Origin of the sequence: Pantoea sp. ANP04 (assembly GCF_041982285.1) — a bacterium.
Taxonomy (GTDB): domain Bacteria; phylum Pseudomonadota; class Gammaproteobacteria; order Enterobacterales; family Enterobacteriaceae; genus Pantoea; species Pantoea eucalypti.
Map to the genome: position 1 here is coordinate 20,169 of NZ_JAUTYS010000003.1, position 23,474 is coordinate 43,642.

The following is a 23,474-nucleotide window of genomic DNA, read 5'->3' on the forward strand; positions in this document are numbered from 1 at the left end:
AACACGGCCTGCACAGATCAAAATGATCTTCCGCAGGCCGCAAATAGGTACTGTGGCGCCGGGCTTCCCTGCTTAACATTTTTATTATGAAAGCCGGTCAGTTTTGGGATGGCGGTTAGTCGTCTTTGCCGACCTTGCGCTCGATGGCTTTTAAGCGTTTGCTCATATCATCGATGTTCATCACCAGCGCTGCAGTTTTACGCCAGGTTTTGTTGGGTTGCAGCGGAATGCCTGACGAATAAACGCCTGGCTCTGTGATAGGACGCATGACCATACCCATACCGGTCACCGTTACTTTGTCACAGATTTCCATATGGCCGTTAATGACGCTGGCACCGCCAATCATACAGTAACGTCCAATCTTCAGACTACCCGCCATGATCACACCGCCTGCAACCGCAGTATTGTCGCCAATAACTACGTTGTGAGCGATCTGGCACTGGTTGTCTATGATAACACCATTGCCGATCAGAGTGTTATCAAGCGCACCGCGATCGATGGTGGTGCAGGCCCCTATTTCGACGCGATCGCCGATAATTACCGCGCCTAACTGCGGGATTTTCACCCAGTTACCGCGATCGTTGGCATAGCCGAAACCATCAGAACCGATGACGGTACCTGACTGAATCAGACAATCCTGGCCAATTTCGATCTCGTGATAAACAGAGACGTTGGCCCAGAGACGGGTGCCACTGCCAATACGGGTTTTTTTGCCAACAAAACATCCCGCACCAATAACTACGTTGTCACCCAGCTCAACATCCGCTTCGATCACTGCATTGGCGCCAATGGCGACATTGTTGCCGAGTCGGGCTGAGGGGTCAATTACCGCGCTGGGGGCGATATTTTGCGCCGGCTGTGGCGTGGTATCGAGTATTTGTGCCATACGCGCATAAGTCAGGTAGGGATTTTTCACTACCAGCGCTGCGGTATTACACCACTCCAGATCCGCTTCCGTCAGCACCACGGCTGAGGCCTTAATCAGGGCGAGTTGCTCGCGGTAACGGCTGTTTGCAAGAAAAGTGATTTGGCCAGTTGTGGCGGATTGCATAGAAGCAATGCCGGAGATGACGATATCGCCATCTCCGTGCAATTCTGCATCCAACTGCTGGGCTAAATCAGCCAGTCGAATAGATGACATGAATTATTTAACCTGTTTCAGCACGTCAGCTGTGATGTCTTTTGCGTTTGATGCATAAGCCACCGCGTTGGCGTCGATCACGACGTCGTAACCATCGCTGTCAGCGACTTTCTTAACGGCATCCTGAATACGGCTCAGCAGCTTGTTACGCTCTTCCATCTGACGACGACGGTTATCCTGCTCAAAAGCCTGTGCTTTTGAAGAGAACGCTTCACGCTGAGACATGACATCTTTTTCCATGCGGCTGCGTTCGCTTGCCTTCATGGTAGAACCGTCACGCTGCAGACGCTGCATTTTAGTTTGCAGATCGCGCTCCTGGCTCTGCAACTCAGTTGCACGGCCTTTGAACTCGTTTTCCAGCTGTTTAGCAACAGTCGCACGTTGCGGTAACTGTTGGAAAATGCTGGACACGTTTACCACTGCAATTTTGTCAGCAGCCTGAACACCAGCGGAAACCGCTAAAGCAAGACCCAGACCTGCGGCACACAACAACTTTTTCACTATAAACTCCTTACCATCAACGTTTGTGTCAGCGACACAGTGTTTGCGCCGGAACAGCAACAGGTGCTGCCCGGCAGCAATACTTCAGCTATGCATCCTTGCTCAGAACATTACCAGGTTTTACCAATGTTAAACTGGAACTGCTCTGACTTGTCTCCATCGACTTTCTTGAACGGCTGGGCGTAAGAGAACACCAGCGGGCCAAGCGGTGACATCCACTGCAACGCAACACCGCTTGATACACGAATGTTGTTTGGATCGCTGTAGTCAGGAATGCCTGCCGCACGCGTTTCCGCTGTATTTTCCCAATGGGTATCCCACGCGGTACCGGCATCGACAAACACCGAGGTACGCACCGAGTTAGCATACTTCTCGCTCAGGAACGGCGTTGGCGTGATCAGCTCAAGGCTGGCGATCGCCATGGCGTTACCGCCCACCGCATCGTCAGACTTACAAACGCCATTTGGATCAGCGATTCGGCAGTTCGACGAGTTGTTATTAAAGTAGGCTGCTTTCGGTCCAATGGTGTTGGACTGGAAGCCGCGAACCGTGCTTGAACCACCGGCATAGAAGTTCTCGTAGAACGGCATCTCTTTGCCGCCGAGTCCATCGCCATAGCCGATACGACCACGTCCCAACAGCACCCAGGTACGATCCTGGTTAATCGGCACATACTGCTGACTATCGAGCGTGGCCTTATAGAAGCTGTTATCTGAACCAGGAATCGTCACTTTACCATTCAGGTTAGTGCGGTTACCGGATGTCGGGAAGAATCCGCGGTCCAGGGTGTTGTAAGTCCAGCCGTAGTTAAAGGTGAAGTCATCTGCTGAGAATTCGCCTTTGTCATTAAGCTGCTGCGGCTTACCAACCGAGTCAAGGTAACGCCACATCGCAACCTGCGGCTGCATGTTTGACAGGTCATTGTGGACATAGCCCAGACCGACACGCAGGGTGTTGTTTTCGTTAACCGGGAAGCCAAGTGTGCCATCCAGACCATAACTCTTGTTGGTATAGTCAGAAAGGTCAGCATTGTCTGCTTTGAAGTCGTTGTAGAACAGACGACCACCCAGACTCACACCGTCAACGGTGAAGTAAGGGTCAGTAAGCGAGAATTCAGCATAGGTCTGGTAATCGTTTTTGGTCCCGCTGATGCCCACGGTATTACCGGTGCCCAGCCAGTTATCCTGCGTTACGCCAACCTGGAAACTCACACCACTTTCAGTGCCGTAACCGACGCCGAAGTTGAAAGTACCGGTGTTACGCTCTTTAACTTTGTAGACCACGTCAACCTGGTCAGGCGAGCCTGGTACACGCTGGGTATCCACATCCACGGTTTCAAAGTAACCGGTGCGGTTCAGACGCTCTTTACCCTGTTCAACCAGATCGCTGCCCAGCCATGCGCCTTCCATCTGACGCATTTCGCGACGTAACACCGAGTCTTTTGACGTGTCATTACCTTCGAAACGAACATTACGCACGTAGTAACGGTTACCCGCATCCACGTTGATGTGCAGTTTCACGGTTTTGTCGGCGTCGTTGATTTCTGGCTGTGTGACTACACGCGGATAGGCATAGCCGTAGCGGCCCAGCAGTTTCTTGATGTCATCTTCCATTTTCGTGACTTTGGCGCCGTTATAGAGCTCGCCTGCCGGAATTTTGGTCAGATGTTCAATTTCTGCGGAGTGACCCGCCATGCTGCCATTGACGATTACGCCAGCAATTTTGTACTGGTCACCCTCGGTGATGTTCACCGTGATGTAGATGCCTTTTTTATCTGGCGTCAGGCTGACCTGTGTCGAATCGATATTGAAGCGTGCATAGCCGCGATCCAGATAGAAGCTGCGCAGAGTCTCAAGGTCACCTGCCAGTTTCTGCTTCTGGTATTTACGATCGCCTACTACGTTCCACCACGGCACTTCATCACGCAGCTGGAAACGGGAGATCAGTTCATCAGAGCTAAAGGCTTTATTACCGACAATGTTGATCTGCTGAATTTTGGCAGAGACACCCTCGGTAAAGACCAGCTTCAGATCGACACGGTTACGCGGCAGGGGTGTCACCACCGCTTTCACGTTGGCGGTGTATTTACCGACGCTGTAGTAGAAATCCTCAAGGCCTTTCTCAATAGAAGAGATAGTGGTGCGGTCCAGCGCTTCGCCGACACGCACACCTGAGGCTTCCAGATTTTGTTTGAGCTGATCCTCTTTCACCGCTTTGTTACCGGTGAAGGTAATGCTGGCAATGGTAGGACGTTCTTTGACCTGGACAATCAGCGTTGTACCGTCTCGCAGGACCTGAACATCCTCAAAGTTGCCAGTAGCAAACAGCGAGCGAATGGTATTTCTGACATCATCGTCATTCACCGTATCGCCAACCCGTACTGGCATGCTCAGCAGAGCCGCGCCGACGGCGACTCGCTGCAGCCCTTCGAAATGAATATCCTTCACCACGAAATCGTCTGCACCGTAAACGGTGGCGCTGCTAAACAGCAGCGACGCTATGAGCAACTTTTTCATCGCCATCGTTGTTATGCGTTTTCCTAACACATCCCTCGAATGTTCGCGTTCCAGCGGTTACAAACGTGAGAAATCATTGAAAAGTGCAAGCCCCATTAACAGCACCAGTAAAATCGAACCGATGCGATAACTAAAGTCCTGAACTCGCTCGGACACCGGTCCACCTTTGATCTTTTCGATCGCAAGGAAGAGCAAGTGCCCACCATCTAAAACCGGCAAAGGGAACAGGTTGATGATGCCCAGGTTGACGCTAATCAACGCCAGGAACATCAGGTAGTAAATCAACCCGTACTCAGCTGACAATCCTGCACCCTGCGCAATCGAAATTGGCCCGCTCAGGTTGTTCAGCTTCACATCACCCGTTATTAACTTGCCCAGCATGGAAACAGTGAGCTTCATCAATTGCCAGGTTTTTACACTGGCCTCACCGATTGCCGCAAATGCGCCATACTGCCTTACCGTCTTGTACTCTTCTGGCAGCGGGACGATACGCGGAATCACTCCCGCAAAGCCCGCCTTACTGCCATTTTTCGCTTCTGGCGTCATCGTCAGCGCAATTGATTCACCGCCGCGATCCACTTCAAGCGCCATGCTTTTACCGGGATTATCCCGGACCTGCGTGACAAAAGTCTGCCACTGCGATAATGGCTGACCATCGACTTTAACGATCCTGTCGCCTGCTTGCAAACCGGCTTCACTCGCTGGCGAGTTCGCCTGCACTTCTGCCAGTGTGGTCTCAATTTGCGGACCGCGTGGCTGAATCCCTAATGCAACGACCGGATCCTGCTTATCAGGCTCAAACTGCCAGTTACGCAAATCCAGCTGCTTCTGCTGGGTTGCATCTTCGCCAAATCGGGCCACGGTTAACGTGGTGCTGCTATCGCCGATTTTACCCACCAGCGCCATACGCACAGCATCCCAGTCAGGCGTTTCGATACCGTCAACAGCCTTAAGTTCCATGCCGGGCGTAATTTGCGCTTCTGCAGCGACCGAACCGTTTAAAATTTCACCGATTACCGGGCGTACACCCGGTACGCCGTGAATAAACACAACCCAGTAGGCAAAGATGGCAAAGATAAAGTTAGCGACAGGCCCTGCCGCAATAATGGAGGCGCGTTGCCAGACGGCTTTGTTATTAAAAGCCTGATGACGCAACTCGGCGGGCACGCTTTCGACGCGTTCGTCGAGCATTTTAACGTAGCCGCCGAGCGGGATCAGCGCGATGACAAATTCGGTGCCGTGGCGGTCACGTCGCTGCCAGAGCGCCTTACCAAATCCAATGGAAAAGCGCTCAACTTTGACACCACAGCGACGAGCGACCCAGAAGTGGCCAAACTCATGCACGGTAATCAACACGCCCAGCGCAACGATAAAGGCGAAGAAACTCCAGATTATGCTCAACATCTTTGCCTGTCCTTAAAGGGTGCGGAACACCAGCAGCAATAAACAGGCAAACACCGGCACCGCCGCAGTCAGACTATCAATACGATCAAGCATGCCGCCATGACCGGGAATCAGATTACCACTGTCTTTAATGCCCGCTTCACGTTTAAACATACTCTCGGTGAGGTCACCCAGAACAGAGGCCAGCGTCGCGATAACCGCGCAAATCACCAGCGTACCGGTGGAGACCGTCAGCGGCGCCAGCGTGGCAAACAGCAGCGCAATCAGCGCCGATGAAACCAGGCCGCCCAGGAAGCCTTCCCAGGTTTTGCCTGGTGAGACTTTCGGCGCCAGCTTGTGCTTGCCGAACATCTTGCCAAACATGTAAGCACCGGAATCCGCTCCCCACACCAGCAGCAGCACAAACAGCAGCCACCAGGCTCCGGCGAAGTGGTCGGTTTCATAGTGATACTGGCGCAGCGCCACCATGCCCCAGAAAAAGGGCACCAGCGTTAATACGCCAAACAGTAAGCGAAGTGGACGCGAATGACGCCAGAAAGCCGCGGAAGCGGGATAGGTAAGCACCAGCAGCAGTGCCGCGACCCACCACACCAGCGACGCCCAAAGCGATGTCGCAATCTGTGGCAGATGCACCGTGTGTTGATAAGGTGGCAGCGTAAACTGCATCAGCGCCAGCAACAGACCACAAAGTACAGCCAGCCAGACACGCTGTTGCCGTGATGCCATGCCTGCAAACTGACCCCATTCCCAGGCTGCCAGCATGCAGATAACAATCGTTGTCAGGGCGAAGCCAACAGGCGGTAACCAGAATAGTGCAGCTATTACCAGCGGAATTAATATCAACGCGGTAATAAGACGAGACTTCAGCAAAGGTTACCCCCAGATTGCTCAGGCGCCGCCTGGTGCAGCGCCGCCAAAACGACGCTCCCGCAGAGAGAATGCATTCAGTGCACCTTCAAAAACGTGTTCATCGAAATCCGGCCAGAGCACATCGGTAAAATAGAATTCAGCATAGGCAATCTGCCACAGCAGGAAGTTGCTAATCCGATGCTCTCCCCCGGTCCTTATCACTAAATCCACTGGCGCCAGCTCCTGCATGCAGAGCTGCGACGTCAGGCTCTCTTCGGTAATCTGGTCAGGTCGCAGTAATCCTTCCTGAACCTGTTCAGCCAGTTTTTTCACGCCTTCGATAATATCCCAACGGCCGCCATAGTTGGCAGCAATGTTGAGCGTCAGACGGGTATTATTTGCAGTCAGGGTCTCAGAACGACGAATACGTTCCTGAATGCGGGGGCTGAAACGGCTGGTATCGCCAATGACACGTAAGCGAACGTTGTGTTTATGCAGGCTCTTTACTTCACTGTCGAGTGCCCAGACAAACAGTTCCATTAACGCGGTGACTTCCTGCGCAGGACGGCTCCAGTTTTCACTACTGAAGGCATAAAGCGTCAGGGCTTCAAGATTGTTATTGACCGCAAAGCTGACGGCACGACGCACCGATTTAACACCGGCTTTGTGGCCTGAAATACGCAATTTTCCCTGATTTTTGGCCCAGCGACCATTGCCATCCATGATGATAGCGACGTGGCGCGGACCGTTTCCCTGCTGGTCATCAGTGTTGTTGTGATTGTTAGACGACATAACGCTTAACCAATTCCTTTCATCAGAAATGCTGTGTTTTCTGAATACATTGCGCCCGATTCAAATCCCGGCACACGCTTAGTGCCGGGCTACACCGAATTCGGTGACAGACCGTGAAACGCCAGCCAGCGACTATACCATTTTCACCTGAAGCGAACAAATGGCCTCATAACGATCGGTTTCACGACGTGAAGCGCGGCAACATTTCTGTTGCCAGCGCGCGCGCAGTGCGATCGATGTCAAGGACAGCGTCCACCGAATCCGGCTCCGGACACACTTGTGCCGCCATCACTGCGCTATTAAGCGCGGCAATGTCGGTGAAGCGGATCTGGTGATTCAGGAAAGCCGCGACGGCAACCTCATTGGCAGCATTTAGCGTGGTGGTCGCCGCCTGCCCTGCCTCACAGGCATCAATGGCCAGTTTCAGACAGGGATAGCGACTAAAGTCAGGTTCTGCAAAAGAGAGCGCCGACATGCGGGTAAAATCCAGCGGCGTCACACCTGCATTGATGCGCGATGGCCAGGCCATGCTGTGGGCAATAGGCGTACGCATATCGGGAGAACCTAACTGAGCCAGCACGCTGCCATCGCAGTATCGCACCATGGAGTGAATCACCGACTGTGGGTGAAGTATCACTTCCATCTGCGCTGCGCTGGCATTAAACAACCAACGGGCTTCAATGTACTCAAGACCTTTATTCATCATGGTGGCCGAATCAACAGAGATTTTTCTCCCCATCGACCAGTTCGGATGTGCACAGGCCTGATCCGGCGACATAGCGCTAAGATCAGCTAAATCTGTGTCACGAAAAGGACCACCCGATCCCGTAAGGATAATCGACTCAATGCCATTATCCCGCAGGTCAGCGTAACCTAACTGATGCTGGATGGTAGCCGGTAAACTCTGAAAAATGGCGTTATGCTCACTGTCGACTGGTAGTAACTGCGCGTTATGATGACGCACCGCCTCCATAAACAAACGGCCGCAGGTGACAAGCGATTCTTTGTTGGCCAGCAGCACCGTTTTTCCGGCGCGAATGGCTGCCAGCGTCGGCAGCAAACCGGATGCGCCGACAATTGCCGCCATCACCTGATCCACGTCATCCAGCGCAGCCAGCTCACAGGCTGCCTGAACGCCGGAGAGCACTTCAGTATCGATCCTGATTGCTCTCAGTCGCTCACGCAGCGCAGCGGCGGATGCCTCATCTGCCATGCAGGCGTAGCGCGGCGTAAAAGCCGCACACTGTTCGGCCATCAGCGCCACATTGTGGCCAGCGACCAGCGCAGTAATCTGATAAAGCGCCGGGTTGGCGCGAACCACTGCCAGCGTACTGGTGCCGATCGAGCCGGTGGATCCCAGCAGAGTTAATCGCTTCATGAGGCTATCCGTGTGAAGTCAGCGTGCCCTCAGGCACAATGTAAAACGCCGCCAGATGTCGCATTCATACGAATACCTCTCTGTACGGCGTTTTGTCCGGCAGTGATGGGATTAGAAATCCATCAGCTCCGACTCTTTTTCAGACAGTGCGGCATCAACTTTCTTGATGTACGCATCGGTCATTTTTTGCACTTCATCCTGCGCACGACGTTCGTCGTCTTCGCTGATCTCTTTATCTTTCAGCAACGCTTTGATTTTATCGTTGGCATCGCGACGGACGTTACGTACCGACACACGGCCCTGCTCGGCTTCGCCGCGCACGATTTTAATCAGATCTTTACGACGCTCTTCTGTCAGGGCAGGCAGCGGAACACGGATGTCGGTACCGGCTGAACTAGGGTTCAGACCGAGATCAGACTTCATGATCGCTTTTTCGACTGCCGGACTCAGTGAACGGTCAAACACGTTGATTTTCAGCGTGCGTGAATCTTCCACAGTGACAGAAGCCAGCTGACGCAGTGGCGTCGGCGTGCCGTAATATTCGACGACGATGCCGTCAAGCAGCGAAGGTGAAGCACGACCGGTGCGCACTTTGCTGATGGTAGTTTTGAATGCTTCAACGCATTTTTCCATGCGCGTGTCAGCATCTTTTTTGATGTCGTTAATCACGTTGAAACCCTTGGATTCGGTTTGACCTGGCCAGTTCCGGCATAACCGGAAGCGGGATCGATAATCATCGATAATCCTGACTGGTGCGCGATGCATTCTCATCGCGCTGACAGAATATACCTTATTTTATCTCGCCTCGGGTATTAATGCGTAATCAGAGTCCCTTCTTTTTCACCCATCACTACACGACGCAGTGCGCCAGGTTTATTCATGTTGAAAACACGGATAGGCAATTTGTGGTCACGCGCCAGGGTAAAGGCCGCCAGATCCATCACTTTCAGCTCTTTATCCAGTACTTCAGCATAGCTCAGTTGCTCATAAAGCGTTGCGTCCGGGCTTTTCACCGGGTCGGCAGAGTAGACGCCGTCAACTTTGGTCGCTTTCAGCACCACGTCCGCTTCAATCTCAATGCCGCGCAAACACGCCGCAGAGTCGGTGGTAAAGAACGGGTTACCGGTACCGGCGGAGAAAATCACCACGCGGTTGTTACGCAGCAGGCTGATCGCTTCTGCCCAGCTGTAGTTGTCGCAGACGCCATTCAGTGGAATCGCTGACATCAGGCGTGCGTTCACATAGGCGCGGTGCAGTGCATCACGCATCGCCAGGCCGTTCATCACGGTTGCCAGCATACCCATGTGGTCACCCACGACGCGGTTCATCCCTGCCTGCTGCAGGCTTGCGCCACGGAACAGGTTCCCTCCGCCAATCACTACGCCAACCTGGATGCCCAGTTCAACCAGCTCTTTTACCTCTTGTGCCATGCGGTCAAGCACACTCGCGTCGATACCAAAACCTTCAGCGCCTTGCAGAGCTTCGCCGCTGAGTTTAAGCAGGATACGTTGATAAACAGGTTTTGCGTTGGTCGCCATGGTCAGTTCTTCCTGGAAGATTGGGTGTAAAGGAGAAGTAAATTCTGATCGATCATCCGCTTACCGCAAAGAAAATGCTATTGGGATGAAACTGAAAACGTGTCTGTTGCGATTCACAGACAAAAAAGAACCGCCGGATGGCGGTTCTTTCAAAGCATTAAGACTGTTTGGACATTGCTGCAACTTCTGCAGCGAAGTCAGACTCAACTTTCTCGATGCCTTCACCCACTTCGAAGCGGATGAAGTTAATCACGTCAGCGCCCTGCTCTTTCAGAGCCTGGCCAACGGTTTTGCTTGGGTCGATAACGAAAGCCTGACCTGTCAGAGAGACTTCGCCGGTGAATTTCTTCATACGGCCTTCAACCATCTTCTCTGCGATCTCTTTTGGCTTGCCAGACTGCATCGCGATGTCCAGCTGAACCTGGTACTCTTTATCAACCACGTCAGCAGAAACGTCTTCTGGCTTAACGAATTCAGGTTTGCTTGCTGCAACGTGCATTGCGATCTGTTTGATCAGATCTTCGTTAGCGCCTTTCGCTGAAACCAGAACGCCGATACGTGCGCCGTGCAGGTAGCTGCCCAGCTCTGCGCCTTCCAGGATTGCAACGCGACGGATGTTGATGTTCTCACCGATTTTAGCAACCAGTGCAACGCGCTCTTCTTCGAACTGCGCTTTCAGAACTTCAACGTCGGTAACGCGATTAGCGGCAGCCGCTTCCAGAACTTTGTCTGCGAACGCCTGGAAACCGCCATCTTTTGCAACGAAGTCAGTCTGGCAGTTCACTTCCAGAATCACGCCGTAGTCGCCAACGATCTTGGTTTTGATTACGCCATCAGCAGCAACGTTGCCTGCTTTTTTCGCTGCTTTGATTGCGCCAGACTTACGCATGTTCTCAATCGCCAGCTCAATGTCGCCGTTCGCTTCAGTCAGCGCTTTTTTGCAATCCATCATGCCAGCGCCAGTACGCTCGCGCAGTTCTTTTACCAATGCAGCGGTAATGTCAGCCATTCCAGAATCCTCGGTTCGTGCCTGAGTACGTTTGCACCAGCAGACACTTATTTGCGGAAAATTTACTCTGTCCCGCCGTCCGGTTGGGGGCGTGACAGACTTAGATAAAATAAAGGGGCCAGTATAGGCCCCTTACAGATCACATCTGAATGCTAAGGGCTCTTATGCAGAGCAAACCTTAATTAAGCGTTTTCTAAAGACGCTTCTTCAGCTTGCTCAGCCAGGTCCTGAGAGCGGCCTTCGCGAACGGTAGTCGCAACGGCAGTCAGGTACAGGTTTACAGCACGGATCGCATCGTCGTTACCTGGGATAACGAAATCAACGCCATCTGGATCTGAGTTGGTATCAACGATAGCAAATACCGGGATACCCAGGTTGTTTGCTTCTTTGATTGCGATGTGTTCGTGATCAGCATCAACAACAAACAGTGCGTCTGGCAGACCGCCCATGTCTTTGATACCGCCCAGGCTGTTTTCCAGCTTGGCCAGCTCACGCGCACGCATCAGCGCTTCTTTTTTGGTCAGTTTGTCGAAAGTGCCATCCTGAGACTGAATCTCCAGATCTTTCAGACGCTTGATTGACTGACGCACGGTTTTCCAGTTGGTCAGCATGCCACCCAACCAGCGGTGGTTTACGAAGAACTGGTCGCAGCTCAGTGCAGACTCTTTTACTGCCTGGGCAGCAGCGCGCTTAGTACCTACGATCAGGATCTTACCTTTACGGGAAGAGATCTTGTTCAGTTCAGCCAGAGCTTCGTTGAACATAGGTACAGTTTTTTCCAGGTTGATGATGTGAACCTTGTTACGTGCACCAAAGATGAATGGCTTCATTTTTGGGTTCCAGTAACGGGTCTGGTGACCGAAGTGAACACCAGCCTGGAGCATGTCGCGCATGGAAACAGTTGCCATGATAAAACCTCTAAAGTTTGATTGGGGTTGGGCCTCCATGTATCCCATACGACCGACCTCTTTCAAGGCACCCCGGCGTATGTGTCGATACATGTGTGTTTTATTACACATAATGAGAGTTATGCGTTTCCTGCTGACCGAAACAGCCATACAGAGAATCGTCGGCGCGCTTTATACCACAAACCACCATGGGACGCCAATAAATGATCACTGATGAGCGCCAGCGCGTTCTCTATTTGGCAGCCCATTTGCTGGCTGCTAACATGACAGCACAGACCTTATTATTGTCGAAAATTTCGACAACTGCGGATTAATTTAATGGCAATTTCAATCAAAACCCCTGAAGAAATCGAAAAAATGCGCGTCGCGGGCCGACTGGCCGCCGAAGTGCTGGAGATGATCGAGCCTCATGTTCAACCGGGTGTCACCACCGGCGAGCTGGACCGTATCTGCCACGAACACATCACGCAGAAGCAGCAGGCCGTCTCTGCCTGCCTTGGCTATCACGGTTTTCCGAAATCAGTCTGCATCTCGGTGAATGAAGTGGTTTGTCACGGGATTCCCAGTGACGATCGCCCTCTGAAAGATGGCGATATCGTCAATATCGATGTCACCGTCATTAAAGATGAGTACCACGGTGATACCTCAAAGATGTTTATTGTTGGTAAACCCACTATTCAGGGTGAGCGCCTGTGCCGCGTCACGCAGGAGAGCCTCTATCTTTCCCTGCGTCTGATTAAGCCCGGCATCCGCCTGCGCGAGTTGGGTCGTGCCATTCAGAAGTATGTTGAAGCAAACGACTTCTCTGTCGTACGCGAATATTGCGGTCACGGCATCGGCAAGGGGTTCCACGAAGAGCCTCAGGTATTGCATTACGATGCCGATGATAGCGGCGTCGTGTTACAGGCGGGTATGACCTTTACAGTAGAACCGATGGTCAATGCCGGGGATTACCGCATCCGCACCATGAAAGATGGCTGGACGGTAAAAACCAAAGATCGCAGCTTGTCCGCGCAGTATGAGCATACTATTGTGGTGACGGAAAACGGCTGTGAGATTTTAACCCTGCGCAAAGACGACGCGCTGCCCGCTGTGCTCGTCGCCGAAGGGTAATTCCCCCAAAACAGATCAAGCCGGCGCTGAGCCGGCTTTTTTTTGGCTAAAAAAGAGAAGAGCTGCATGAGCGTGAGTCTGTCGGAAGATGTGAAAAACGGTCTGGTTGATTCGCCAGCCGAATGGGGTGACAACCAGCTGACCCGCGACATTCTGAAGCCGAGGCTGGAGCTGTTTCAGCAACATCTGGCTGCCGCGTTTGATGCCGGTGAACCCGTTGAGCCGCTGATCGATGCCCGCACGCTGTTTATTGATCGGCTGCTGCGTCGCCTGTGGCGCTTCTTTGGCTTTGATGAAATGCCGTCTACCGCGCTGGTCGCCGTTGGCGGCTATGGCCGTGCCGAACTGCATCCGCTCTCTGATATCGATGTTCTGATCCTCAGCCGCCAGCCGCTGGATGAACAGGCTGCGCAACGCACCAGCGATCTCTTAACGCTGATGTGGGATCTTAAACTGGAAGTGGGCCACAGCGTCCGCACGCTGGAAGAGTGTCTGCTGGAGGGATTGTCTGATCTGACCGTCGCCACCAACCTGATCGAATCACGGATGCTGACTGGCGATGTGGCGCTGTTTCTGGAACTGCAGAAAAATATCTTCAGCGACGGTTTCTGGCCCTCATCCCGCTTTTTCGCCGCCAAAATTGATGAGCAGCAGGAGCGCCACAAGCGTTATCACGGCACCAGTTATAACCTCGAGCCCGATATCAAAAGCAGTCCCGGTGGCCTGCGAGACATCCATACGCTGCAGTGGGTTGCCCGACGCCATTTTGGTGCCACTACCCTGGATGAGATGGTCGGCTTTGGTTTCCTCACTGACGCTGAGCGCAGCGAACTCAACGAATGTCAGGAGTTTCTCTGGCGCATCCGCTTTGCCCTGCATCTTTCCCTCCCCCGCTACGATAACCGCCTGCTATTCGATCGCCAGCTCAGTGTGGCGCAGCGCCTGAATTACCAGGGCGAAGGCAATGAGCCGGTCGAACGCATGATGAAGGATTTCTATCGGGTCACACGGCGTATCGGTGAACTGAACCAGATGCTGCTGCAGCTGTTTGATGAGGCGATTCTGGCGCTCTCCACCAGTGAAAAACCCAGGCCTATCGACGACGATTTCCAGCTGCGGGGTGATTTGATCGACCTGCGCGACGAAACGCTGTTCACCCGCGAGCCGCAGGCGATTCTGCGTATGTTCTACGTGATGGTACGTAACGACAGTATCAAAGGGATCTACTCCACCACCCTGCGTCACCTGCGCCATGCACGTCGACATCTTAAACAGCCGCTGTGTCAGATTCCGGAAGCGCGACGCACGTTTATGTCAATTCTGCGCCATCCCGGCGCGGTGAGCCGGGCGCTGGTGCCGATGCATCGTCATAGCGTGCTGTGGGCCTATACACCGCTGTGGGGGCATATCGTCGGACAGATGCAGTTTGATCTGTTCCATGCCTACACCGTGGATGAGCATACTATTCGTGTCCTGCAGAAGCTGGAAAGCTTCGCCAATGAAGCCACCCGTCCTCAGCATCCACTGTGTGTCGAGTTATGGCCACGCCTGCCGCAGCAGGAGCTGTTACTGATGGCTGCGCTGCTGCATGACATTGCCAAAGGGCGCGGCGGCGATCACTCTATTCTTGGCGCGCAGGATGCGCTTGAGTTCGCTGAAATGCATGGCCTTAACTCGCGTGAAACTCAACTGGTGGCCTGGCTGGTTCGTCATCACCTGCTGATGTCTGTCACGGCGCAGCGTCGCGATATTCAGGATCCGACGGTGATCCAGCAGTTTGCTGAGGTGATGCAGAATGAGAACCGGCTGCGCTATCTGGTTTGTCTGACCGTGGCCGATATCTGCGCCACCAATGAAAGTCTGTGGAACAGCTGGAAGCAGAGCCTGTTACGCGAGCTGTTTTTCGCCACCGAGAAGCAGTTACGACGCGGTATGGAAAACAGTCCGGATTTGCGGGAACGGGTGCGTCATCATCGCCTGCAGGCACTGGCACTGCTGCGGATGGATAACATTGATGAAGAGCGTCTGCACCAGATCTGGAATCGTTGCCGCGCGGACTACTTCCTGCGCCATACGCCGAATCAGATTGCGTGGCATGCCCGCCACCTGCTGGTTCACGATCTGAAAAAACCGCTGGTGCTGGTCAGCCCGCAGGCCACCCGTGGCGGGACCGAAATTTTTATCTGGAGTCCCGATCGGCCTCATCTGTTTGCTGCTGTGGCCGGTGAACTCGACCGTCGTAACCTCAGCGTTCACGACGCGCAAATCTTCACCAGCCGGGACGGCATGGCAATGGATACCTTTATTGTGCTGGAACCGGATGGCAGCCCGCTCTCCCCCGATCGCCATCCGATGATCATTCAGGCGCTGGAACAGGCAATCACTCAGTCAGATTGGGTGCCGCCGCGTACCCGTCGTCCGTCGGCCAAACTGCGGCATTTCAGCGTGGATACCGAAGTGAACTTTCTGCCAACGCACACTGACCGTCGCAGCTACCTGGAACTGGTGGCGCTGGATCAGCCAGGCCTGCTGGCGCGGGTCGGCGAAGTCTTTGCCGATCTGGGTGTCTCACTGCACGGTGCACGCATCAGCACCATCGGCGAGCGGGTCGAAGATTTATTTATTCTGGCCAACAGCGAACGTCAGGCACTGGATGAAGAAATGCGCAAAGCGTTGCAACAACGGTTGACAGAGGCCCTTAATCCAAACGATAAAGTGTGACCAGATTCAATTTGTAGACATTACTCTATTTACTTGTGTCGGGCTGTTGTCCGGCACCGCACATGACAGATCAGGAAAAAAATATGCAACAGTTACAGAGCGTTATTGAATCCGCCTTCGAACGTCGCGCTGACATTACCCCTGCCAGCGTCGACAGCGAAACCCGCGATGCCATCAACCAGGTTATCTCCCTGCTGGACAGCGGTGAGCTGCGCGTTGCTGAGAAGATCGACGGCGAGTGGGTAACGCATCAGTGGCTGAAGAAAGCAGTGCTGCTCTCTTTCCGCATTAATGACAATCAGGTAATGGAAGGTTCAGAAACCCGCTTCTACGACAAAGTCCCGATGAAATTTGCTGGCTGGGATGAAGCGCGTTTCAAAGAAGCGGGTTTCCGCGTCGTGCCGCCTGCAGCTGTTCGTCAGGGTGCTTATATCGCCCGCAACACGGTCCTGATGCCTTCTTACGTCAACATCGGCGCCTTCGTGGATGAAGGCACTATGGTGGACACCTGGGCGACTGTCGGCTCCTGTGCGCAGATTGGTAAAAACGTTCACCTTTCTGGCGGCGTGGGTATCGGTGGTGTGCTGGAACCGTTGCAGGCAAACCCGACCATTATCGAAGACAACTGCTTCATCGGTGCACGCTCTGAAATCGTTGAAGGCGTGATTGTTGAAGCAGGCTCAGTGATCTCAATGGGCGTTTACATCGGTCAGAGCACCAAAATCTATGACCGCGAAACCGGTGAAGTCCACTACGGCCGTGTTCCTGCCGGTTCCGTCGTGGTCTCAGGTAACCTGCCGTCTAAAGATGGCAGCTACAGCCTCTACTGTGCCGTGATCGTGAAGAAAGTGGATGCGAAGACGCTGGGTAAAACCGGCATTAACGAACTGCTGCGCACCATCGACTGAGTAAAATGACGGGCTGGAAAGCAGCCCGTCATCTTTTCTTTACAGCTATTCCTGAACAACATGCTTCGCGTCGCGAATTAACTGGTGCGTTTAGTTTTCATCCAGGTCATAATCCGCGCCAGTTAAATCCTGTCGCGCAATGTTCATCCCGCTTATTTATGTCTACAGTTGACGGACGTCATGAACAAGTCTGCGCGCTTCTCACTTTTGATGGAAACAACGCTATGTATGACAATCTGAAAAGCTTAGGTATCAGTAACCCGGACGACATTGACCGCTACAGCCTGCGTCAGGAAGCCAACAACGACATTCTGAAGATTTACTTCCGCAAAGATAAAGGCGAGTTTTTCGCAAAGAGCGTCAAATTCAAATATCCGCGTCAGCGCAAAACTGTTGTTGCCGATCACGCAACCCAGGGCTACAAAGAAGTTCAGGAAATCAGCCCGAATCTGCGTTATGTCATCGATGAACTGGACCAGATTTGCCAGCGTGACCAGGTTGAAGTGGATCTGAAACGCAAAATTCTGGATGACCTGCGTCACCTGGAAAGCGTGGTTTCCCACAAGATCACTGAAATTGAATCGGATCTGGAAAAATTAACCCGTAACAGCCGTTAATTTTTTGTCCGACGAGAGAGGCCAGCTTTGCTGGCCTTTTTTTATGCCCTGAATTCGGCTCCTATCCCTGCTCATCCAGCTGTAAAGCCACATAGAGCAACAGCCTGTCATCGAAATGGCCAAGATTCAGTCCGGTGAGTTCAGAAATCCGGTTTAGCCGATATTCCAGCGTATTGCGATGAATGAACAGCGCACGCGCGGTGGCGCTTGGCTGGACATTATGGGTGAACCACGCGATTAACGTGCGTCGCAGCAAGCCGTTGTTATCCATGCTCTTAAGCTTCGCCAGTGGCCGGGCCAGTTCGTTGGCCTGCCAGCCGCCACGCAGGCTGTCGAGCAGCACCGGCAACACCAGATCCTGATAAAAATAGCTGCGTAACTCGGGCATACGTTGCTTGCCCACCATCATTGTGGTGCGTGCGGTCCGGTAAGAGCGTGCAATGCTGCCAGGCCCGCTAAAGAAGTTGCCCAGTGCGATACGCATCCGTAAATGTCCGCTCTCTTTCATCCGCTGCAGTAACTGTTCCACGCGGCGGCGATGATCCTCCTGGTCGTAGCGTCCATGTCCATTCAGTGCGGGCTTCAGCACCACCATTTCGGTCAGCGACACAATAGCGATCAGATTATCGCGCTCCGGCGTGGTCAGCAGCGTTTGCAGCTGCTGTAATTCTGACATCGCGCTGTCGACGCCGAGCTGACCGCTGTCCACTTCCAGCACGGCGACCACACGCGGCTGATTGAGATCGATGCCCAACCGCTGTGCCCATTCAGTCAGTTGTGGCGACAGGGTATCGCTGCGGATCAGGTTCAGCACCAGCTCTTCACGCAGACGGCTGTCCTGCGCCAGCATATGCAGCAATCGCGCCTGTTCCAGCATCATCTCTGCGGTCATGCAGACCAGTTCGCCATAATGTCGCAGCGCCAGTGGCTCGCCCGTCAGCCCAATGACCCCGACAATGTCACCGTCGATGCGCAGCGGCAGATTAATGCCGGGCCGCACACCATGAAGATGTTTAGCAACCGCCTCATCAATATCGACAACACGCCCCTGAGAGAGCACCAGCAACGCACCTTCGTGCAACTCCCCAATACGCTCCCGGTCACCGCTGCCGATGATCCGGCCCCGCGCATCCATCACGTTGACATTACTGTCAATAATTTTCATGGTGCGTGCCACGATATCCTGCGCCAGCCGGGCATCAAGGTGATAGGTAGCCATCCATTACTCCTGGAAAAGAGGGTGAGAAACAGAATACGCATGGGTTGCGCACAGAGCATTGTGCAACTGCACAGAGCCGGGCAATCATTTACCGAATTTGCGGAGAGCATCACACTCTGGCGGCGCGGAAGGCGGGCATAAAAAAGGCGGACCGCAGTCCGCCTCATGAACAGTTGTTATACCGTTACTGCATCAGCAGATAGATGCTGCTGTCACCACGTTTCACATTCAGCGCCAGAACGGCTGGTTTGGTGTCGAGGACTTTTCGCAGCTCACCGAGGTTGGTTACCGGCTGCTGGTTAACTCCCTGGATCACGTCACCCTTTTTCAGGCCGATACGCGCTGCGGCGCTGCCGGGTTTCACATTATCCACGCGAACACCTTTATCACCGGTTTCAACATTGCTGAGGTCAGCCCCTTCAATGCCGTTGTAAATGGTGGCGGACTGCACTTTCGCCTGGCTGCTCTGCTGCAAGGTAACCGAGACATCAACGGGTTTGCCGTCGCGCAGCAGGCCCAGTTTCAGTGTGGTGCCAACCGGCAGCGAACCCACTTCCGCACGCAGAGAAGCAAAGCTGCTCAGCGGTTTGCCATTCATTGAAACAATCACGTCACCCGCTTTAATACCCGCTTTAGCCGCCGCAGAGTCTGGCAGCACCTGGCTGACAAAGGCACCACGCTGTGCATCAACCTTCATCGCTTTTGCCAGCTCGGAGTTCAGTTCAGTCCCCTGCACGCCCAGCTCGCCACGTTTCACCTGACCAAACTCAACCATCTGAGCCGTCAGGTTTTTAACCATGTTGCTTGGGATAGCAAAGCCGATACCGATGTTGCCGCCATCCGGCGCCAGAATAGCGGTGTTAATCCCTATCAGTTCACCATTAAGGTTAACCAGCGCACCACCGGAGTTACCCCGGTTAATTGCCGCATCCGTCTGGATAAAGTTTTCGTAGTTTTCCACGTTCAGGCCGCTGCGTCCCAGCGCCGAGACGATCCCGGAGGTGACGGTCTCACCCAGACCATACGGGTTGCCGATCGCCACGGTGTAGTCACCGACGCGCAGGCTGTCGGAGTCAGCGATTTTCACAGCAGTCAGATTTTTAGCGTCCTTCAGCTGAATCAGTGCAATGTCAGAGCTGGGATCTTTACCAATGACTTTGGCGTCATAATGACGACCATCGCTGAGCTGCACCTGAATTTTAGTGGCGTTGTTCACCACGTGGTTGTTCGTCACCACATAGCCTTTTTCAGCGTTGATGATGACGCCCGACCCGAGAGCCCGGAATTTTTCCTGCTGGGTATCAGGGCCTGGCGCGCCACCGTTACCGCCCGCGCCGTCACCGCTCTGACACATGGGTGATCCCTGGAACGGAGAACCGTCCTGGCAGAAGGGCGAGTTGTCGCCAAAGAATTGCTGAAACTGCTGCGGCATGCGCGGGGTTTTCACGGTGGTGGTACCCTCAACGCTGATACTGACCACAGACGGCATTACCTTTTCCAGCATGGGCGCCAGGCTAGGGAGTTGCTGGCTATCGGAAGAGGCCGTTTGCGCAGCAAAAACAGTAACTGGGGCGAGCGCCATGCTCAGGCTCAACGCCAGCGCACTTAACACTAAAGTCTTTTTTTTCATTTTCATTTCTCGATAAGATTACTGTTCAGACCATTGCTGTGGTCGAAAGGTGAGATAAATGTTTTAGCGCGAAATTCCTTTAAAAGTTTAAGTCAAAGGTAAAAATTTATTCGCGGCCTTTACAAACGCCGGCTTATTCTACAGCCATCAGTCGGCGATACTCATCCCAGGCATAGAGATCGGTCATTCCACTGATATAATCCTGAATAAGCCGGAAGCGATAATAACGTTCCCACAGCAGCCGCTGATATTTATGCTCTACCACAAGGGTACGCATCTTTTGCAAATAGGCTTTACGGTGTTTACCAGAAAGCTTATGAAAAAGCCGGGTTTCAATCGGATGCTGACGCAGGAAGTCTTCATTTATCAGCGTGGTGAAAGCCTCATAGTTCAGGCGCATCAGCGGCTGATAGATCTCCAGCAGCCCTTTGATTACGCGGTATCCCTGCAACTCCAGCTGCTCGACTTCAGAGTGATTAAAGACCTGCTGGCGCGCAACAGTTTTAAACAGTTGCAGTAACCGGCCCTCTTCACCCTCATCTTCCAGCAGCGCGTGATTGAAACTGCCATCGAATATAGCAGGCAGATTATCAACGAAACGTTTCACGGCATAACTTACCAGCACGCTCTGAACATTTACGCGTAATGACATAAAAAATTGATCGCTGCGGCTTCGCCGTTTTTTACTGCAGGCTTCGCGCCAGGCTTCACCAATAGTCCGGCTGAAGGCGTCATTATTTTTAACCGGCCCCCAGGCTTTATTGAGAAACTCAAACAAACTCTCAACATTAAAGATATCTTTTTCTACAGCGTCGTCCAAATCGGCAATACAATAGGAGATATCATCCGCCGCTTCCATTATATAGGTAAGCGGAAAGCGATGGTGTTCTTCCATATTGGTGGCAGCACGTAAATCCGCAATATACTCCTGCTCAGAGAGATAAAAGCCGGGTTTCTTCATTAAGACGCTAAATTCGGCAGGTTTTTCACCCTGCCACCAGGCGGGTGCGGTATATTTCAGGATGCAGGCGACCTGAGAATAACTGAGATTGAGTTGCAGCAGCGTATGCACCATACGAATGGCCTGCGCATTGCCCTCAAAATGGCAGAGGTCCTGGCGGATCATGGCATTCAGCTGATCAAAAGCCTTCCGCTGTTCTTCTCCTTCAACGCCCGCTACCAGCGGATCCACCAGTTCGGCAGAGAGGTTCTCTTCAAACCAGTCGTTAATGGCGGCCTCGCCAAAATGGCCAAACGGCGGATTACCGACGTCATGCAGCAGACACGCCATCTCGATCAGACTTTCAAACGCGCCTTCCATCTCATCCAGTCCATACTGCGCCAGCCCGCCCTGCATCTTCAGGGTTTGCAGAATCTCTTTGGTGATGTAGCGCCCGGTTTGCTGCACCTCCAGCGAGTGCGTCAGGCGGGAGCGAACGGCGGCGTTGCGCTCCAGTGGAAAGACCTGCGTTTTCTGCTGCAGACGCCGGATAGCGGCCGAGTTGATAATTCGTCCACGGTCGCTCTCAAAATGGCGGGTAATGTAATATTCACCTTCCGGATCTTTTCGGCTGTTATAAGGGCGTGAGAAGCTGATCTTCTTCCTGAAATTGATCGCCGACATGAATTACCCCTGACTTTTTCGTGAATTAATCCCCTGAATGCCATGGTAGACTATGCCCTAAATTTTGATTCTTTACATTAGCGGAACTCACTATGAAAGCAGGCATTATTGGCGCGATGGAGCAGGAAGTCACACTGCTGCGTGACAAAATTGAAAACCGTCAAACGCTGACACTGGCGGGTTGTGAAATCTATACCGGCACCCTGCAGGGCGTTGAAGTGGCACTGCTGAAATCGGGCATTGGTAAAACCTCTGCCGCGCTGGGTACCACGCTGCTGCTGCAGCTCTGCAAGCCGGATGTGGTGATCAACACCGGGTCGGCAGGCGGTTTAGCACCGTCACTGAGCGTCGGCGATATCGTGGTATCAGATGAAGTGCGTTATCACGATGCTGACGTCACCGCTTTTGGTTATGAGCCAGGCCAGATGGCGGGTTGCCCTGCTGCGTTTGTGGCAGACAGCAAGCTTATCGCGGCTGCCGAAGCCTGCATTAAGCAGCTGGACCTGAATGCTGTACGCGGTCTGGTGGTAAGCGGTGATGCCTTTATCAATGGCGCTGAGCCGCTGGCGCGCATTCGTAGTCTGTTCCCGCAGGCGATTGCGGTTGAGATGGAAGCGACCGCTATCGGTCACGTCTGTCATCAGTTCCAGGTGCCGTTTGTGGTGGTCCGCGCGATTTCAGACGTGGCCGATAAAGAATCGCACCTTAGCTTTGATGAATTCCTGAGCGTTGCAGCGACGCAATCGTCGCTGATGGTGGAGAACCTGCTGGCGCATCTGGCGCGTGGCTAAAACGCTGCTGTTCTGCTGGCTGCTGCTATTAAGCGGCAGCCTGCTCGCTTCCCCACCGCGTGTTATCACCCTCGCTCCACACCTTACCGAACTCGCCTTTGCTGCCGGGATTACGCCGATCGCAGTCAGCGCCTGGTCCGACTATCCGCCGCAGGCGAAACAGATTGAACAGGTCGCCAACTGGCAGGGCATCAAAGCCGAACGTATTCTGCAGCTCAAGCCGGATCTGGTCCTGGCCTGGCGCGGCGGTAATCCGCAGCGGCAGATTGAGCAGTTGCAGCAGCTCGGCGTACCCATTAAATGGATTGATCCACTGACACTGGATGAGATGTTCACGGCACTGGCCGATCTGGGCCGCTGGAGTCCCAGGCCAGAGCAGGCCGCCAGCGCGGCCAGAGCGCTACGACAGCAGGCAGCGGCGCTGCGACAGCGCTATACTCATCTGACTGCGGTTCCGCTTTTTTTGCAGTTTGGTCAGCAGCCGCTTTTTACCGCCGCCAGAGCCACGCTGCAAAATGAAGTTATTACGTTATGTGGTGGCAGGAATATTTTTGCTGACAGCCGCGTCAGCTGGCCGCAGGTCAGCCGTGAGCAGGTGCTGATGCGCCATCCTCAGGCCGTAGTTATAGCCGGAGGTGCACAGCAGGCGGAGAACATTCGTGCTTTCTGGCGGCCACAGCTCACGGTGCCGGTGATCGCCATTAACGAGGACTGGTTAAGCCGGCCGGGTCCGCGGCTGCTGCTGGCGGCGCAGCAACTCTGTTCCGCGTTGCATCCCGCACAATAAGTTCACGCATCGATTAAAGAAACAGCCT

The 23,474-nt window shown here is 53.5% G+C and carries 20 protein-coding genes; 6 read left to right on the forward strand and 14 right to left on the reverse strand.

The window, feature by feature from the left end; translation table 11 throughout:
- Positions 1-115: 115 nt before the first annotated feature.
- From lpxD to rpsB, 11 genes are all read right to left on the reverse strand, one after another.
- Positions 116-1,141 carry a UDP-3-O-(3-hydroxymyristoyl)glucosamine N-acyltransferase gene (lpxD, locus tag Q7C21_RS04960; protein ID WP_008925640.1) on the reverse strand — a complete coding sequence of 342 codons (1,026 nt, stop codon included), beginning with the start codon at positions 1,139-1,141 and terminating at the stop codon, positions 116-118.
- 3 nt (positions 1,142-1,144) lie between these two features.
- Positions 1,145-1,642, reverse strand: a complete 498-nt coding sequence (gene skp, locus Q7C21_RS04965; RefSeq protein ID WP_003852644.1) for a molecular chaperone Skp — start codon at positions 1,640-1,642, stop codon at positions 1,145-1,147.
- Positions 1,643-1,752: 110 nt separating this feature from the next.
- The gene (bamA, locus tag Q7C21_RS04970) at positions 1,753-4,164 is read right to left on the reverse strand and encodes an outer membrane protein assembly factor BamA (protein ID WP_003852645.1); all 2,412 of its coding nucleotides are present in this window, start codon (positions 4,162-4,164) and stop codon (positions 1,753-1,755) included.
- A gap of 51 nt (positions 4,165-4,215) precedes the next feature.
- Positions 4,216-5,562, reverse strand: a complete 1,347-nt coding sequence (rseP, locus tag Q7C21_RS04975) for a sigma E protease regulator RseP (protein WP_003852647.1) — start codon at positions 5,560-5,562, stop codon at positions 4,216-4,218.
- 12 nt (positions 5,563-5,574) lie between these two features.
- Entirely contained in the window at positions 5,575-6,432 is an 858-nt protein-coding gene (gene cdsA / locus Q7C21_RS04980; protein ID WP_033743116.1) for a phosphatidate cytidylyltransferase, read from the reverse strand.
- Positions 6,433-6,450: 18 nt separating this feature from the next.
- Complete coding sequence (ispU, locus tag Q7C21_RS04985) at positions 6,451-7,203, reverse strand: (2E,6E)-farnesyl-diphosphate-specific ditrans,polycis-undecaprenyl-diphosphate synthase (RefSeq protein WP_003852651.1); 753 nt, start codon at positions 7,201-7,203, stop codon at positions 6,451-6,453.
- A gap of 181 nt (positions 7,204-7,384) precedes the next feature.
- Complete coding sequence (gene ispC / locus Q7C21_RS04990) at positions 7,385-8,581, reverse strand: 1-deoxy-D-xylulose-5-phosphate reductoisomerase (protein ID WP_008925638.1); 1,197 nt, start codon at positions 8,579-8,581, stop codon at positions 7,385-7,387.
- Between the two features lie 111 nt (positions 8,582-8,692).
- Entirely contained in the window at positions 8,693-9,250 is a 558-nt protein-coding gene (gene frr, locus Q7C21_RS04995; protein ID WP_003852653.1) for a ribosome recycling factor, read from the reverse strand.
- A gap of 143 nt (positions 9,251-9,393) precedes the next feature.
- Complete coding sequence (gene pyrH / locus Q7C21_RS05000) at positions 9,394-10,119, reverse strand: UMP kinase (protein WP_003852654.1); 726 nt, start codon at positions 10,117-10,119, stop codon at positions 9,394-9,396.
- Positions 10,120-10,276: 157 nt separating this feature from the next.
- On the reverse strand, positions 10,277-11,128 hold the full coding sequence (gene tsf / locus Q7C21_RS05005) for a translation elongation factor Ts (RefSeq protein WP_008925637.1): 852 nt from the start codon (positions 11,126-11,128) through the stop codon (positions 10,277-10,279).
- A 182-nt stretch (positions 11,129-11,310) separates the two neighbouring features.
- Positions 11,311-12,036 (reverse strand): 30S ribosomal protein S2, encoded by a 726-nt coding sequence (gene rpsB / locus Q7C21_RS05010; protein WP_008925636.1) that lies wholly within the window; start codon positions 12,034-12,036, stop codon positions 11,311-11,313.
- 318 nt (positions 12,037-12,354) lie between these two features.
- Between rpsB and map the strand changes: the two genes are divergently transcribed.
- The 4 genes from map to Q7C21_RS05030 all read left to right on the forward strand — a co-directional run bounded on the left by map (position 12,355) and on the right by Q7C21_RS05030 (position 17,395).
- Positions 12,355-13,149 carry a type I methionyl aminopeptidase gene (gene map, locus Q7C21_RS05015; protein ID WP_105099578.1) on the forward strand — a complete coding sequence of 265 codons (795 nt, stop codon included), beginning with the start codon at positions 12,355-12,357 and terminating at the stop codon, positions 13,147-13,149.
- Between the two features lie 66 nt (positions 13,150-13,215).
- Positions 13,216-15,870, forward strand: a complete 2,655-nt coding sequence (gene glnD, locus Q7C21_RS05020; RefSeq protein ID WP_105099577.1) for a bifunctional uridylyltransferase/uridylyl-removing protein GlnD — start codon at positions 13,216-13,218, stop codon at positions 15,868-15,870.
- Positions 15,871-15,953: 83 nt separating this feature from the next.
- On the forward strand, positions 15,954-16,778 hold the full coding sequence (dapD, locus tag Q7C21_RS05025) for a 2,3,4,5-tetrahydropyridine-2,6-dicarboxylate N-succinyltransferase (RefSeq protein WP_008925633.1): 825 nt from the start codon (positions 15,954-15,956) through the stop codon (positions 16,776-16,778).
- Positions 16,779-17,002: 224 nt separating this feature from the next.
- Positions 17,003-17,395 carry a DUF3461 family protein gene (locus Q7C21_RS05030; RefSeq protein ID WP_008925632.1) on the forward strand — a complete coding sequence of 131 codons (393 nt, stop codon included), beginning with the start codon at positions 17,003-17,005 and terminating at the stop codon, positions 17,393-17,395.
- A 61-nt stretch (positions 17,396-17,456) separates the two neighbouring features.
- Here Q7C21_RS05030 and Q7C21_RS05035 read toward each other — a convergent pair whose 3' ends face one another.
- The 3 genes from Q7C21_RS05035 to dgt all read right to left on the reverse strand — a co-directional run bounded on the left by Q7C21_RS05035 (position 17,457) and on the right by dgt (position 21,868).
- On the reverse strand, positions 17,457-18,614 hold the full coding sequence (locus Q7C21_RS05035; RefSeq protein ID WP_105099576.1) for a CdaR family transcriptional regulator: 1,158 nt from the start codon (positions 18,612-18,614) through the stop codon (positions 17,457-17,459).
- Positions 18,615-18,798: 184 nt separating this feature from the next.
- The gene (gene degP, locus Q7C21_RS05040; RefSeq protein ID WP_008925630.1) at positions 18,799-20,244 is read right to left on the reverse strand and encodes a serine endoprotease DegP; all 1,446 of its coding nucleotides are present in this window, start codon (positions 20,242-20,244) and stop codon (positions 18,799-18,801) included.
- Between the two features lie 133 nt (positions 20,245-20,377).
- Positions 20,378-21,868, reverse strand: a complete 1,491-nt coding sequence (gene dgt, locus Q7C21_RS05045; RefSeq protein WP_008925629.1) for a dGTPase — start codon at positions 21,866-21,868, stop codon at positions 20,378-20,380.
- Positions 21,869-21,960: 92 nt separating this feature from the next.
- Between dgt and mtnN the strand changes: the two genes are divergently transcribed.
- Both mtnN and btuF read left to right on the forward strand, forming a co-directional pair.
- Complete coding sequence (mtnN, locus tag Q7C21_RS05050; protein ID WP_008925628.1) at positions 21,961-22,659, forward strand: 5'-methylthioadenosine/S-adenosylhomocysteine nucleosidase; 699 nt, start codon at positions 21,961-21,963, stop codon at positions 22,657-22,659.
- Positions 22,652-23,446, forward strand: a complete 795-nt coding sequence (gene btuF / locus Q7C21_RS05055) for a vitamin B12 ABC transporter substrate-binding protein BtuF (protein WP_008925627.1) — start codon at positions 22,652-22,654, stop codon at positions 23,444-23,446. The genes mtnN and btuF overlap by 8 nt, the downstream gene beginning before the upstream one ends.
- Positions 23,447-23,474: the final 28 nt, after the last annotated feature.